10 protein-coding genes are annotated in these 14,692 nt (G+C 72.1%); 9 read left to right on the top strand and 1 reads right to left on the bottom strand.

From position 1 onward, the window contains the following. Window positions 1-133: 133 nt before the first annotated feature. The 8 genes from leuS (at window position 134) to holA (ending at window position 11,365) form a co-directional block, all read left to right on the top strand. A complete protein-coding gene (gene leuS, locus DN051_RS25650) occupies window positions 134-3,016 on the top strand; it encodes a leucine--tRNA ligase (RefSeq protein WP_112439583.1) in 2,883 nt (960 codons plus the stop codon). Window positions 3,017-3,206: 190 nt separating this feature from the next. Beyond that, window positions 3,207-3,947, top strand: a complete 741-nt coding sequence (locus DN051_RS25655; protein WP_079001348.1) for a hypothetical protein — start codon at window positions 3,207-3,209, stop codon at window positions 3,945-3,947. A gap of 57 nt (window positions 3,948-4,004) precedes the next feature. Continuing rightward, the gene (locus DN051_RS25660; RefSeq protein ID WP_053761050.1) at window positions 4,005-4,850 is read left to right on the top strand and encodes a DegV family protein; all 846 of its coding nucleotides are present in this window, start codon (window positions 4,005-4,007) and stop codon (window positions 4,848-4,850) included. Window positions 4,851-5,198: 348 nt separating this feature from the next. Further along, window positions 5,199-6,311: a ComEA family DNA-binding protein gene (locus tag DN051_RS46610; RefSeq protein ID WP_425471676.1), complete on the top strand. Its 1,113-nt coding sequence runs from the start codon at window positions 5,199-5,201 to the stop codon at window positions 6,309-6,311. Between the two features lie 62 nt (window positions 6,312-6,373). Next, window positions 6,374-9,076: a ComEC/Rec2 family competence protein gene (locus tag DN051_RS25670; protein WP_425471789.1), complete on the top strand. Its 2,703-nt coding sequence runs from the start codon at window positions 6,374-6,376 to the stop codon at window positions 9,074-9,076. Between the two features lie 4 nt (window positions 9,077-9,080). Beyond that, window positions 9,081-9,929: an arylamine N-acetyltransferase family protein gene (locus DN051_RS25675; RefSeq protein WP_053761047.1), complete on the top strand. Its 849-nt coding sequence runs from the start codon at window positions 9,081-9,083 to the stop codon at window positions 9,927-9,929. Between the two features lie 137 nt (window positions 9,930-10,066). Further along, a complete protein-coding gene (locus DN051_RS25680; protein ID WP_199314674.1) occupies window positions 10,067-10,321 on the top strand; it encodes a hypothetical protein in 255 nt (84 codons plus the stop codon). A gap of 54 nt (window positions 10,322-10,375) precedes the next feature. Then, complete coding sequence (holA, locus tag DN051_RS25685; RefSeq protein WP_199314675.1) at window positions 10,376-11,365, top strand: DNA polymerase III subunit delta; 990 nt, start codon at window positions 10,376-10,378, stop codon at window positions 11,363-11,365. Window positions 11,366-12,042: 677 nt separating this feature from the next. Here the strand turns inward: holA and rpsT are convergent. Continuing rightward, window positions 12,043-12,309 carry a 30S ribosomal protein S20 gene (gene rpsT / locus DN051_RS25690; protein ID WP_019074070.1) on the bottom strand — a complete coding sequence of 89 codons (267 nt, stop codon included), beginning with the start codon at window positions 12,307-12,309 and terminating at the stop codon, window positions 12,043-12,045. 221 nt (window positions 12,310-12,530) lie between these two features. On the opposite strand from rpsT, the gene lepA reads away from it, so the two are divergent. Continuing rightward, entirely contained in the window at window positions 12,531-14,399 is a 1,869-nt protein-coding gene (gene lepA, locus DN051_RS25700) for a translation elongation factor 4 (protein WP_053758190.1), read from the top strand. The last annotated feature ends 293 nt before the right edge of the window (window positions 14,400-14,692 follow it).

The following is a 14,692-nucleotide window of genomic DNA, read 5'->3' on the forward strand; positions in this document are numbered from 1 at the left end:
CTTAGCGGGCCGCGCTGATCAGTCCCGGCCACCGGATTCGACCGAGTGGGCCGGAATCGGCGCGGCGTCCCCTCCTGTGCGAGGGGATTTTTCATTTCCGCCGGCAGAGACGATCGATGGAGCTTTGAGGATCATGAGCGAGACGAACCCCGCTGCCGCCGCCGCGCCGGCGGAGGCAGCGCCGCACCGCTACACGGCCGCGATGGCAGCCGACATCGAGGCACGCTGGCAGGACTTCTGGGACGCGGACGGCACCTACGCGGCGGCCAACCCCAAGGGTGACCTGGAGGGCGACCCCGAGACGGTCGCCAGGCCCCGCAAGTTCTTCATGGACATGTTCCCGTACCCCTCCGGCGCGGGCCTGCACGTCGGCCACCCGCTGGGCTACATCGCCACCGACGTGTACGCCCGGTTCCACCGCATGACCGGCCACAACGTGCTGCACACCCTGGGCTTCGACGCCTTCGGCCTGCCCGCCGAGCAGTACGCCGTGCAGACCGGCACGCACCCGCGCGTGTCCACCGAGGCCAACATCGAGAACATGAAGGTCCAGCTGCGCCGGCTGGGCCTGGGCCACGACAAGCGCCGGTCGTTCGCCACGATCGACCCGGACTACTACAAGTGGACCCAGTGGATCTTCCTGCAGATCTTCAATTCCTGGTACGACGACGAGGCGAAGAAGGCCCGCCCCGTCTCCGAGCTGATCGCCCAGTTCGAGAGCGGCGAGCGCGCCGTACCCGGTGACCACGGACGCACCTGGAACCAGCTGACCGCCGCCGAGCGCGCCGACGTCCTGAGCGAGTACCGCCTGGCCTACGCCTCCGAGTCGCCGGTCAACTGGTGCCCCGGTCTGGGCACCGTGCTGGCCAACGAGGAGGTCACCGCCGACGGCCGCTCCGAGCGCGGCAACTTCCCCGTCTTCAAGTCCAAGCTGCGCCAGTGGAACATGCGCATCACGGCCTACGCCGACCGGCTGCTGGACGACCTGGACGCGCTGGACTGGCCCGAGGCCATCAAGCTGCAGCAGCGCAACTGGATCGGCCGCTCCGAGGGCGCCCGCGTCGACTTCCCGATCGACGGCGAGGCCATCACGGTCTTCACCACACGCCAGGACACCCTGTTCGGCGCGACCTACATGGTGCTGGCGCCCGAGCACCCGCTGGTCGAGAAGTTCACCCCGGCCGCCTGGCCGGAGGGCACCCACGAGGTGTGGACCGGCGGCCACGCCACCCCGGCCGAGGCCGTCGCCGCCTACCGCGCGCAGGCCGCCGCCAAGTCCGACGTGGAGCGGCAGGCCGAGGCCAAGGACAAGACCGGCGTCTTCACCGGCGCGTTCGCGACGAACCCCGTCAACGGCGAGCGGATCCCGGTCTTCATCGCCGACTACGTCCTGATGGGCTACGGCACCGGCGCGATCATGGCCGTCCCGGCGCACGACAGCCGCGACTTCGCCTTCGCGCGCGCCTTCGAGCTGCCGGTGCGGTGCGTCGTGGAGCCGAGCGACGACCGCGGCACCGACGCTTCCACGTGGGACGACGCCTTCTCCTCCTACGACGCGAAGATCGTGAACTCGGCCGGTGCGGACGTCTCCCTGGACGGCCTGGTCGTCACCGAGGCCAAGGCCCGCATCACCGAGTGGCTGGAGCGCAAGGGCATCGGCCGGGGCACCGTCAACTTCCGCCTGCGCGACTGGCTGTTCAGCCGCCAGCGCTACTGGGGCGAGCCCTTCCCGATCGTCTACGACGAGGACGGCGTCGCCCACGCGCTGCCCGAGTCGATGCTGCCGCTGGAGCTGCCCGAGGTCGAGGACTACTCGCCGCGCACCTTCGATCCCGACGACGCCGACACCCGGCCCGAGACGCCGCTGTCGCGCAACGAGGAATGGGTCCACGTCACCCTGGACCTGGGCGACGGGCCGAAGAAGTACCGCCGCGAGACCAACACCATGCCCAACTGGGCCGGCTCCTGCTGGTACGAGCTGCGGTACCTGGACCCGCACAACTCCGAGCAGCTGGTCGACCCGGAGATCGAGCAGTACTGGATGGGCCCGGAGGAGGGCCGCCCGCACGGCGGCGTCGACCTGTACGTCGGCGGCGCCGAACACGCCGTGCTGCACCTGCTGTACGCGCGCTTCTGGTCCAAGGTCCTGCACGACCTGGGGCACACCGCCTCCGCGGAGCCGTTCCACCGGCTGTTCAACCAGGGCATGATCCAGGCCTACGTGTACCGCGACAGCCGCGGTATCGCGGTGCCCGCCGCCGAGGTGGAGGAGCGCGACGGCACCTACCACTACCAGGGCGAGCAGGTCAGCCGTCTGCTGGGCAAGATGGGCAAGTCCCTGAAGAACGCGGTCACTCCGGACGAGATCTGCGCCGAGTACGGAGCGGACACGCTGCGCCTGTACGAGATGGCGATGGGCCCGCTGGACGTCTCGCGGCCCTGGGACACGCGCGCGGTGGTGGGCCAGTTCCGGCTGCTGCAGCGGATGTGGCGCAACATCGTCGACGAGGCGACCGGCGAGGCCACCGTCGTCGACGCGGAGCCCGACGAGGAGACGCTGCGTGCCCTGCACAAGGCGATCGACGGGGTGCGCCAGGACCTGGAGGGGCTGCGGTTCAACACCGCCATCGCCAAGGTCACCGAGCTGAACAACCACCTGACCAAGGCGGGCGGCGCGGTGCCGCGCCCGGTCGCGGAGTCGCTGGTGCTGCTGATCGCGCCGCTGGCCCCGCACATCGCCGAGGAGCTGTGGCGCAGGCTGGGCCGCACCGACTCGGTGGTCCACGCGGACTTCCCGGTCGCCGATCCGGCGTACGTCGTGGACGAGACCGTGACCTGCGTCGTGCAGATCAAGGGCAAGGTCAAGGCGCGGCTGGAGGTGTCGCCGGCCGTCTCCGAGGAGGAGCTGGAGAAGGTGGCACTGGCCGACGAGAAGGTCGTCGCGGCGCTGGCCGGGGCCGGGATCCGCAAGGTGATCGTCCGGGCGCCGAAGCTGGTGAACATCGTTCCGGAGTAGGCGCTGCGTCCCTCGGAGGGGCGCGGCTCCGGCCCCGCCCGCCCGGGCGTGGGCCGGGGTGCCCCTAAGGGGTCGTCTCGGGGTCGTGTGCGGGCAGGTTCGGGGTTCATCTGGAACTTCGGGCCTGCCCGTTGCGTTTACCGTTGAGAGCGACGCGGTGCGTGCCGCGGCCGGCTGGAGGAGGAGCGTCGTGGAAGCAGTGTTCGCAGTGTTCGCCCTGCTTTTCGTCCTCTTCGTGGTGGTCGGGGCGTACGCCACGGTCAAAGTCGTCGGCGCCGCCAAGCGCGGCGTGGACCGCACCATCACCCAGGCCCGCCGCACGGTCGAGGACCACACGCTGCGCGCCAAGTCCTTCGCCCAGCCCGGTCCGGCGGGCGAGATGGCCCAGCTGCGGCTGTCGCTGCGCACGTCGATGCGGGCCACCCAGGACGCACTCCAGGCGGGCATGGCCGAGGACGAGTCCCTGAAGGAGGCCCACGGCCTCTTCCAGCGCCTCAGCGCGCACGGGCACGAACTCGACGCCGAGCTCCGGCGCCTGGAGTCGGAACCGGACCGTTCGGCGCTCACCGGGCGGCTGCCCGAGCTGCGGGAGCGCACCGAGCGCATCACGGCCTCGGCCGACTCGCTGCGGTGGGCCGCCCGCGACCGGGCCCGGCGCTTCGCCGACGACGACCTGGACTCGCTGAGCACACAGATCGACCTGGAGGCCGGCGCCCTGCGGCACTGGACCACCACGGACACCTCCGACACCGCGCCGCCGCCCCCGTGGCCGCAGGCGCCGGAGTCCGACGCCGCGGCGGCCCGCCAGACCTGGCCGGACGGCTCGCAGTCGCGCACCGCCGAGGAGCCGGCCCGCCCCGCCATCACCCCGCCCGGCCCGCGCCCCGCCTACCCGTGGCAGAAGAAGCCCCGCCCGGAGAGCACGACCTGAGTCCCACTGACAGGGCCGGGCTGCCGCCCGCCCGCTACGGCAGGTAACCTCCAGCTCATGTCCCGGCATGTCGCGATCGTCACCGATTCAACGGCCTACCTGCCGTCACGGACGATGGAGCGGCACGGCATCACCGCCGTGCCCCTGACCGTGGTCCTCGGTGACCGTGCCCTCGAAGAGGGCACGGAGATCTCGACCCGCTCCCTCGCCCAGGCGCTCCAGAAACGACGCCCCGTCACCACATCGCGCCCGAGCCCCGAAGTCTTCGCCGAGACCTACCGCAAGGTCGCCGAGTCCGGCGCGGAAGGCATCGTCTCCCTGCACCTGTCCGCCGAACTCTCGGGCACCTACGACGCGGCGGTGCTTGCGGCGCGCGAGGCTCCGGTGCCGGTGCGGGTGGTGGACACCGGGATGATCGCGATGGCGCTCGGCTTCTGCGCGCTGGCCGCGGCCGAGGCCGCGGAGACGGGCGGCACGGTGGACGAGGCGGTCGCGGCGGCGGAGAAGCGGGCCTCGGCGATGTCCGCCTACTTCTACGTCGACACGCTCGACTATCTGCGCCGCGGCGGCCGGATCGGCACCGCGCAGGCGCTCCTCGGCTCCGCGCTCTCCGTGAAGCCGCTGCTCCAGTTGAACGACGGCCGGATCGAACCCCTGGAGAAGGTGCGGACGGCGTCGAAGGCCATCGCCCGGCTGGAGGAGATCGCGGCCGACCGGGCGGGCGGAGCGCAGGTCGACATCGCCGTCCACCATCTCGCCGCGACGGACCGCGCGACAGCACTGGCGGACCGGCTGCGGGCGCGGGTACCAGGCCTGGTCGACCTGCATGTGAGCGAGGTGGGCGCGGTGATCGGGGCGCACACGGGGCCGGGGCTGCTGGGTGTGGTTGTGTCGTTGCGGTGAGGGGTGCGGCGCTGTGCGGTCGGGTCGGGGGCACAGGTGCCTGCGGGGTGTGAGTCGGGTGCTGTGCGCGGCCGAGGGTGCGGCTTCACCCGTATGAGTGGCGGGGTTTTCCACAACTGGGTAGCGTTCCCCGGGAATTGAGCAAGATCATCGCGAGGGTGCGGAGTACCGGATCCTCGTCGCATGGCACTTCGATCACGTACACGCGCAGCTCTTGTCACGAGTGGGCCGGGCCGTGGGCCGGCCTCCGACGGCCGTGCTCCCCGCCGTCGTAGCTCACCGGCCCGTGGCCGACTCCGACTCCGGCACCGTCAGACATCGGCGGAGGAACTACGCCGCCGCGCGGAGGTGCTGTTCGCCGAACGCGCCGGGGCCTGGCGGGAGTCGGGCGCGGGGCCGCCGGGGGAGGAGCGGGGGCGTTTCGGTGAGCGGGGTGCTGGGTTTCCGGAGTCCCGTACGGAGCCTTGTGGGCGGGGTGGTGAGGCAGAGGGTTCGTGTACGGGGCCTTGTGGGCGGGGTGGTGAGGCTCGGGATTCACGTACGGCGCCGGGTGAGCAGAGTGGGAAGGCTCAGGATTCGCGTACGGCGCCGGGTGAGCAGAGTCGGAAGGCTCGGGACTCGTGTACGGAGCCGTGTGAGCGGAGAGGTGAGGTTCGGGGTTCGGGTGGGGAGCCGGGGGAGCGGGGTGGTCGGTCCTCGGAGTCCGGTGCGGCGGGGGTGGTGACGGCGTCCGCCGGTGCGGGCACCCTGCGGGAGAGGGCCGGGCTCGCCCTGCGCGAGCGGATGCCGATGTGGTTGCAGGCCCGCTGCGGTCTGGAACGGCGGAGCGTCTTCGCGCTCACCGGGCTCCTCGTCGTCGTCGCGGGCTTCGCCGTGCAGCACTTCTGGACCGGGCGGCCCGAGCCCGTGCGGGCGCCCGAGGTGGTCGAGGCGGCGGCTCCGTACGGAGGCCAGGAGGACGAGCCGGGACCGGTGTCCGGATCGCCGCTCCGCCCGGCCGACGGCACCGCGACACCCGGCGCGGAGATCGTGGTGGACGTGACCGGAAAGGTCAGGAAGCCCGGCATTCACCGCCTCCCGGCCGGATCGCGCGTCGCCGACGCTCTGCACGCGGCCGGTGGCGTACGCCCCGGCACCACCGTCGACGGCCTGAACCGCGCGCGCTTCCTGGTGGACGGCGAGCAGGTGGTCGTCGGTGTTCCCGCCCCGGTCGCGGGACCCGGCGCAGGGACCTCGACCGGCACGTCGGCCGGGGCGGCGCCGCCCGCGGCACCGGTCTCGCTCAACACCGCCACGGTGGAGCAGTTGGACACCCTGCCCGGCGTCGGTCCCGTGCTGGCGGGGCACATCATCGACTACCGCGCGGAGCACGGCGGCTTTCGCTCCGTGGACGAGTTGCGCGAGGTCAACGGCATCGGCGAGCGCCGGTTCGCCGACCTGCGCGACCTGGTGCGACCGTGAGCCGGCGACTCGACCACGCCTCGACCGCCCGCCGAGCCGTACACACCGTCTCCGGCAACCGGCTGGGCTCCGCTCACCCGAGGCAGGAAGGCCCCGCGGACCTGCGCCTCGTACCGCCCGCCTTGGCGGCCTGGGCGACGGCGGCGTACGCCCTGGACACCGCGCCGGGCGTGCTCACCGGGGTCGTGGTGGTGTGCCTGGTCGCGGCGGGCGGGTTGTTGCTGCCGCTGAGGTGGCGACAGAGGTGGCGACGGCGACGGCGTAGGCCGTTCGGGACGGTGGGGCGTCCGACGGCCGGGCCGTCGGTCACGGTGGAGAGGCCACTGACGTCCAGGCCGCCGGGCACGGCCGGGCGGGGTCCGGGCGCCGGGGATGTGGATGCGAGGGACGGACGTTCGGCCGCTTCGCGTGCGCCCGCGCGGGGCGAGCCGGGCGAGCCGCCGGTGACCGAGCCGGACGCCGAACCGCCGCCCACCGCGGGCCGGGGCCCGGTCGTCGCGCTCCTGAAGCCCCCGGCGGTGCGTGCGGCCGTCGCCCTCGCCCTGCTCTGTGCCGCCGCGGCCGCCACCTCGGCCGGACTGCACGGCGCGGATCTGCGCAGCGGACCGGTACCGGGGCTGGCGCGGCAGTTCGCCGGTGTGACCGCAGAGGTCGAGGTCACCTCCGATCCCCGCCTCACCCGGCCCCGCGTCACCGGCACTCGCCTCGCCCCGCCCTCGGTGGTGCTGAACGCGCGGGTGCGAGGCGTGCAGACGGCGAACGGGTCCGTGACGGCGACACGGACGCCGGTGCTGGTGATCGTCGACACGGGCCGGCACGGCGGGCGGGAGTGGCTGAAGCTGCTGCCCTCGACGCGGCTCAGGATCACCGGGCGGCTGGCGCCCCCCGCGGTCAGCGGCGACCGGATCGCGGCCGTGCTGCGGGTCCGGGACCGGGCGGTGCCGGAGGTGGTGGCGGAGCCGTCGGAGGCGCAACGGTTCGCGGGCCGGCTGCGCGCGGGGCTGCGGCAGGCCACCGACGGGCTTCCGGCGGACCCGCGGGCGCTGCTGCCGGGGTTGGTCGTGGGGGACACCTCGCGGATCACGCCGGAGTTGGACGAGGCCTTCAAGGAGACCGACCTCGCGCACACGCTCGCCGTGTCGGGCAGCAACCTCACGATCATCCTCGCCCTGCTCCTGGGCCCGCCCGGCCTGGCGCAGCGCAGTGAACGCCGTGGCCTCGCACCCCGCCTCGGGATCCCCCTGCGGGCCACCGCGGTGCTCGGCGGTGTGCTCACGCTGGGGTTCGTGGTGGTGTGCAGACCCGACCCGAGCGTGCTGCGGGCCGCGGCCTGCGGGGCCGTCGTGCTGCTCGCCCTCGCGACCGGGCGCCGCAGGTCACTGATCCCGGCACTGGCCACGGCGGTACTGCTGCTGGTGCTGTACGACCCGTGGCTGGCCCGCAGTTACGGCTTCCTGCTCTCGGTGCTGGCCACCGGCGCCCTGCTCACCCTGGCGCCGCGCTGGAGTGCCGCGCTGCGCAGGCGCCGGGTGCCGCCCCGGCTCGCCGAGGCCCTGGCCGCGGCGGCAGCGGCGCAGGCCGTGTGCGCACCGGTCGTCGTGGTGCTGTCGGCACGGGTCAGCCTGGTGGCGGTGCCGTGCAATCTGCTCGCGGAGTTCGCCATCGCGCCGGCCACGGTGCTGGGCTTCGCCGCCCTGGCGACGGCGCCGGTGGCGATGCCGGTGGCCGAGGCGCTGGCCCGGGGTGCGAGTTGGCCCGCCGGATGGCTCGCGGACGTCGCCCGGACCGGGGCCGCGCTGCCCGGCGCCGGAGTGGACTGGCCGGGCGGCTGGGCCGGGGCCGCCACGCTCGCGCTGGTCACGCCCGTCGTCGTGGCGGTCGGCCGGAGACTGCTGCGGCACCCGTGGCTGTGCGCGGCCTGCGGGGTGCTGCTGGTGCTGGCAGTGGTGCAGCCGCCGCCGCTGACCCGAGTGGTCACGGGCTGGCCGCCGCCGGGCTGGCGACTGGCGATGTGCGACGTGGGGCAGGGCGACGCGACGGTGCTCGCGGCGGGTGAGGGCACCGGTGTCGTCGTCGACGCCGGGCCGGACCCCGGGCTGGTCGACCGCTGTCTGCGCGACCTCGGCATCACCAGGATCCCCCTGGTGGTCCTCACCCACTTCCACGCCGACCATGTGGCCGGTCTGCCCGGAGTGCTGCGCGGTCGCTCGGTGGGGGCGATCGAGACGACGGGGCTGGAAGAACCCGCGGACCAGGCGCGGTTCGTCAGAAGGCATGCGGCCGCCCGGGGGATCGCGGTCCGCGGTGCCCGCGCCGGTGAGCGGCGGCGCACCGGGGACCTGTCCTGGCAGGTGCTGTGGCCGCCTCCGGGGCAGTCCCCTCAGGGCGCGGTCGCGGACGCGGCGAACGACGCCAGCGTCACCCTGCTGGTCCGGTCGGCGGGGCTGCGGATGCTGCTCCTCGGGGACCTCGAACCGCCCGCCCAGCAGGCGTTGTTGCGCGGACCGGAGGCGGCGTCGCTCGGCGGTGTGGACGTGCTCAAGGTGGCCCATCACGGCTCCGCCTACCAGGACCCGGAGCTGATACGCCGGGCCGCCCCGCGCCTCGCGCTGATCTCGTGCGGCGCGGACAACCCGTACGGGCACCCCGCTCCCGGCACCGTCGCGGCGCTGCGGGCAGGTGGCGCCGGAGTGCTGCGGACGGATCTGGACGGGGCAATGGCGGTCGTCGGTGCGGGCGCGGAGCTGTGGGTGGCGCGAGACTGATGACATGAACTCCGCTCAGGTCGATGCCTACCTCCGCCGCCTCGGCGTCGCGCAGCCCGCGTGGCCCACCGTCGACGTCCTGCGGGAGCTGCACCTGCGGCATCTCCAGACCGTGCCCTTCGAGAACCTGTCGATCCACCTCGGCGAGGAGATCGTGCTGGAGGAGAAGCGACTGCTGGACAAGGTGGTGGGCGCGCGGCGGGGCGGCTTCTGCTACGAACTGAACGGGGCCTTCGCCGCCCTCCTCGTCAAGCTCGGGTACGACGTGACCCTGTTGGCGGGACGCACGTACGGGGAGGGGGAGCGGCCCGGGATCCCCTACGACCACCTCGCCCTGCGGGTGCGGACGGTGGACGCGGGCGAATGGCTGGTCGACGTCGGATTCGGGGCGCACAGCCACTATCCGCTGGCGTTCGAGGAGCGGCGCGAGCAGATCGATCCCGGTGGGGTGTTCAGGATCGTCGAGTCGGCGCCGGACGCGGCGGGTGTACGGGGCGGTCCGGACACGCAGGGCGGAGCCGGGGCGACCGATCTCGACGTCATCAAGGACGACCGCCCCGAGTACCGGCTGGACCTGCGGCCGCGGGCGCTCGCCGACTTCGTGACCGGGGCCTGGTGGCACACCACGTCGCCGGAGTCGCACTTCGGGAAGTCACTGGTCTGCTCCCGGGTGATGGACGACGGCGGGCGGATCACGCTCAGCGGGCGGCGGCTGAAGGTGACCGCGGCCGACGGTACGCACGAGGAACGGGAGCTCGTCGAGGACGCGGAGGTGCTCGCGGCGTACCGGGAGCGGTTCGGTATCGAGCTGGACCGGGTGCCGGAGGTGCGCTCCCCCGACCGGACGCGCTGACCCGGCGGCCGGGTCGCTCGCCTGCCCGCGCCGGGGCGCCGCCCGCCCGCTCGCTCGACGTCGCGCGGTGGGCATCGCCCGGCCGCCGTTGCCCGGAATCGAACCCGCGCGTTCGATTCCGGGACCGGTGTCGGAAAATGGGCGCCGTGAGTGATGTGAGACATGTGCTCGTGCTGCCCGACCGTGATGCCGCGGAAGAGGCGGCGGAGGCGCTCGGGGAGCGGTTCGGGCTGGACGAGGAGCCGCGGCTGGTGCGGGACGCGCTGGCCGGGGAGGACGACGCGGAGGACGCGCAGTGGCTGGTAGTGCTGCTGGACGAGGCGGGACGTCTGGACCCCGCTGAACTGGACGAGTTCGTGGGTGAGTGGGACGGCTGGCGGGAGGAGCCGTAGCGCTCACCGGCGCCGCGGGCCGCGTTGTCAGTGGCCCGTGGGATGCTTGACGCGATGGCCAGGAAGACTGCGAACGACGACCCTCTCGCCCCGGTGACGCTCGCCGTGGGCCAGGAGGACCTTCTGCTGGACCGTGCCGTGCGGGAGGTGGTGAGCGCCGCCAGGGCCGCCGACGCCGACACGGATGTGCGCGACCTGACGCCGGACCAGTTGCAGCCCGGCACGCTCGCGGAGCTGACCAGCCCGTCCCTGTTCGCCGAGCGCAAGGTCGTCGTGGTGCGCAACGCGCAGGACCTGTCCGCCGACACGATCAAGGACGTGAAGGCGTATCTCGGGGCGCCCGCGGAGGAGATCACCCTCGTGCTGCTGCACGCGGGCGGCGCCAAGGGCAAGGGCCTGCTGGACGCGGCGCGCAAGGCGGGCGCGCGCGAGGTGGCGTGCCCGAAGATGACGAAGCCGGCGGACCGGCTGGCCTTCGTCCGGGGTGAGTTCCGCGGGCTCGGGCGGTCGGCCACACCCGAGGCCTGCCAGGCACTGGTCGACGCCGTAGGGAGCGATCTGCGGGAGCTGGCGTCGGCCGCGGCCCAACTGGTCGCGGATGTCGAGGGGACCATCGACGAGGCGGTCGTCGGGCGGTACTACACCGGACGGGCCGAGGCGTCGAGCTTCACGGTCGCCGACCGGGCGGTCGAGGGGCGGACGGCGGAGGCCCTGGAGGCGCTGCGCTGGTCCCTGGCGACCGGGGTGGCGCCGGTGCTGATCACCAGCGCGCTCGCGCAGGGTGTGCGGGCGATCGGCAAACTGTCCTCGGCGCGGGGCGGCCGGCCGGCCGATCTGGCGCGTGAGCTGGGCATGCCGCCGTGGAAGATCGACCGGGTGCGGCAGCAGATGCGCGGCTGGACCCCCGACGGGGTGGCCGTCGCCCTGCGGGCGGTCGCCGAAGCGGACGCGGGCGTGAAGGGCGGCGGTGACGACCCGGAGTACGCCCTGGAGAAGGCGGTCGTGACGATCGCACGCGCGGCCCGCTCCCGGGGACGCGGCTAAGGGCTGTCCCGTAATCCCCGGCGGGCGCACGACGACAGCTACGGCACCTCGCCGCGTTGTCGGATCGCCCGAATACACCCGGTATGAGGACGACCCTCCGCCTTGCGATGCACCGCATCTGACGCCGCGCGCTGATCCACCGGGGATTACGGGACAGCCCTTAGGCCCGACCCGAGCGGCGTTCGGGCAGGGACCCCGCGACAGTCCTGCCCCGAGCGCGCCGCGGTAGCGCCTGAGCTGCCCGCGCCAGCCTTGCCGAGCCGCCGCGTGGACCAGCCGTGCCCCCCGGCCTTCCCGCCTTCCCGGAAGCCGCTGAGCGCGCGAGCCGCGCAGCCCGCCCTGCGCGGAGCCGAGCCGCGCGCACCCCCTCGGCGAGCCGCCGCTGCCAAGCCCTCGGACCCCGGCCCCGCGAAGTCACGGAGCACCCGTGCCCTCATGGCACCCACGGCACCCATGCCACCCGGGCCCGCACACGCCGATGGCCCCGGCGTATCGCTCGGGGAAGAGCGATGTGCCGGGGCCATCGGTTCAAGACGGTGAGTCCATACCCGCGTGGCGAACGCAGGCCGCGTACGGACTCGGGGTGCCGGTCGGGAGCGGATGAGAGAGGGCCCGCTCGGGGTCCTTCCGGCGGTCGGATCACAAACCGGATCCGGTCAGATCAACTGAAGCGTGCTTCAGCCCTTGAGCGCGGTGACCTTGGAAGCCAGCGCCGACTTCTTGTTGGCGGCCTGGTTCTTGTGGATGACGCCCTTGGAGACGGCCTTGTCGAGCTGACGCGCGGCAGCGCGCTGGTACTCGGTGGCCTTCTCGACGTCACCCGCGGCAGCGGCCTCGCGGGCCTTGCGGATCGCGGTCTTCAGGGAGGACTTGACGGCCTTGTTGCGCAGCCGAGCCTTCTCGTTGGTCTTGATCCGCTTGATCTGGGACTTGATGTTCGCCACGAATGAGCCTTTTCAGGTTCTGGTACGAGGCCGCGCGGGACCCGTACCGATGATTTTCTTGGGGTGCGCCTCGCGCTGAGAGGGCATGAGGCACAGCCACCCAGGCTAGCAGTGGCTCTCCTGATGGCCCAAACCGGACGCCGGTCGCCGCCCGTGGGACCATGGAGGCTACGTATCGATCCGACCCGAGGCATAAGGCGCCTCAAGAGACAGGACCCTGCGTGCCCGCGACCCCTAACAATGTGCCCGAGCCGAGCCGTACCGACCCGGCTCTGATTCGCAATTTCTGCATCATCGCGCACATCGACCACGGCAAGTCCACGCTAGCCGACCGGATGCTCCAGCTGACCGGCGTGGTCGAGCAGCGGCAGATGCGTGCTCAGTACCTCGACCGGATGGACATCGAGCGTGAGCGCGGCATCACGATCAAGTCCCAGGCAGTGAGGCTGCCCTGGGCGCCCTCTCAGGACCCGGGCAACACGCACATCCTCAACATGATCGACACCCCCGGGCACGTCGACTTCACCTACGAGGTCTCACGGTCGCTCGCCGCCTGCGAGGGGACCGTCCTCCTCGTCGACGCCGCCCAGGGCATCGAGGCGCAGACCCTCGCCAACCTGTACCTGGCGATGGAGAACGACCTCACGATCATCCCCGTGCTCAACAAGATCGATCTGCCGGCCGCGCAGCCGGAGAAGTTCGCCGAGGAGCTGGCGAACCTGGTCGGCTGCGAGCCCGACGACGTGCTGCGGGTCTCCGCCAAGACCGGGCTCGGTGTCGATGCGCTGCTCGACAGGGTGGTTCGGGAGGTCCCGGCGCCGGTCGGCGTCAAGGACGCCCCCGCGCGCGCCATGATCTTCGACTCGGTCTACGACTCCTACCGCGGCGTCGTCACCTACGTCAGGGTCATCGACGGCCAGCTCAACAAGCGCGAGCGCATCCGGATGATGTCCACGGGCGCCACCCACGAGCTGCTGGAGATCGGCACCAACTCGCCCGAGATGCTGGGCGCCGACGGCCTCGGTGTCGGCGAGGTGGGCTATCTCATCACCGGTGTGAAGGACGTCCGCCAGTCCAAGGTCGGTGACACGGTCACCAGCCAGGTCAAGGGCGCGACCGATGCCCTCGGCGGGTACAAGGACCCCAAGCCGATGGTCTTCTCCGGCCTGTATCCGCTGGACGGCTCGGACTATCCGGAGCTGCGCGAGGCGCTGGACAAGCTCCAGCTCAACGATGCCGCGCTGGTCTACGAGCCGGAGACCTCCGCGGCCCTCGGCTTCGGTTTCCGGGTCGGCTTCCTCGGCCTGCTGCACCTCGACGTGATCCGTGAGCGGCTGGAGCGCGAGTTCGGTCTGGACCTCATCGCCACCGCGCCGAACGTGGTCTACCGCGTGGTGATGGAGGACCGCAGCGAGCACGTCGTCACCAACCCGAGCGAGTTCCCCGAAGGCAAGATCAGCGACGTCTACGAGCCGGTGGTCCGCGCGACCGTCCTGGCGCCGACCGAGTTCATCGGTTCGATCATGGAGCTGTGCCAGACCCGGCGCGGCACCCTGCTCGGCATGGACTACCTCTCCGAGGACCGCGTCGAGATCCGCTACACGCTGCCGCTCGCGGAGATCGTCTTCGACTTCTTCGACCAGCTGAAGTCCAAGACCCGCGGCTACGCCTCCCTCGACTACGAGCCCACCGGCGAGCAGACTTCCAGCCTGGTCAAGGTCGACATCCTGCTGCACGGCGACAAGGTCGACGCCTTCTCGGCGATCACCCACAAGGACGCCGCGTACGCGTACGGGGTGCGGCTCGTCGCCAAGCTGCGCGAGCTGATTCCGCGGCAGGCCTTCGAGGTGCCCATCCAGGCCGCCATCGGCTCCCGGGTGATCGCCCGCGAGACCATCCGCGCCATCCGCAAGGACGTCCTCGCCAAGTGCTACGGCGGTGACATCTCCCGTAAGCGGAAGCTGCTGGAGAAGCAGAAGGAAGGCAAGAAGCGGATGAAGATGGTGGGTTCCGTGGAGGTTCCTCAGGAGGCCTTCATTGCGGTGCTGTCCAGCGATGACGGTGCGGGATCGGCCAAGAGCAAGAAGTAACCAAGGGTAACGCGACAAAACGCGCGAAACAGGGGCCCGCCGTCCGTGACGGCGGGCCCTCTCGCATGCGTACGGCCGTCCTTCTGGAGGAAGTGACAAGGCGCGGAGACTTACGCGGTGGCCGGTCGGGCTCTACCCTGATGCCTGCTCGATAGTTACTCGCGAGTTAAACAACGGCGCGCAAGTGAAACCTGTCGCGCCTGAAGTCGCACCGAAGTTGACCGAAGCCGTACCGAAGACTTACTGAAGCCTTACCGAAGCTGACTGAAGCCGCACCGAGCCAGCCGCACCGT

This window comes from Streptomyces cadmiisoli (assembly GCF_003261055.1).
Taxonomy (GTDB): Bacteria; Actinomycetota; Actinomycetes; order Streptomycetales; family Streptomycetaceae; genus Streptomyces; species Streptomyces cadmiisoli.

Bases quoted from the DNA above. Each gene is read 5' to 3' on its own strand.
- DN051_RS25675 (WP_053761047.1), top strand. From the start codon at position 9,081: ATGAACTCCGCTCAGGTCGATGCCTACCTCCGCCGCCTCGGCGTCGCG.
- DN051_RS25660 (WP_053761050.1), top strand. From the start codon at position 4,005: ATGTCCCGGCATGTCGCGATCGTCACCGATTCAACGGCCTACCTGCCG.
- DN051_RS25680 (WP_199314674.1), top strand. From the start codon at position 10,067: ATGGGCGCCGTGAGTGATGTGAGACATGTGCTCGTGCTGCCCGACCGT.
- leuS (WP_112439583.1), top strand. From the start codon at position 134: ATGAGCGAGACGAACCCCGCTGCCGCCGCCGCGCCGGCGGAGGCAGCG.
- holA (WP_199314675.1), top strand. From the start codon at position 10,376: ATGGCCAGGAAGACTGCGAACGACGACCCTCTCGCCCCGGTGACGCTC.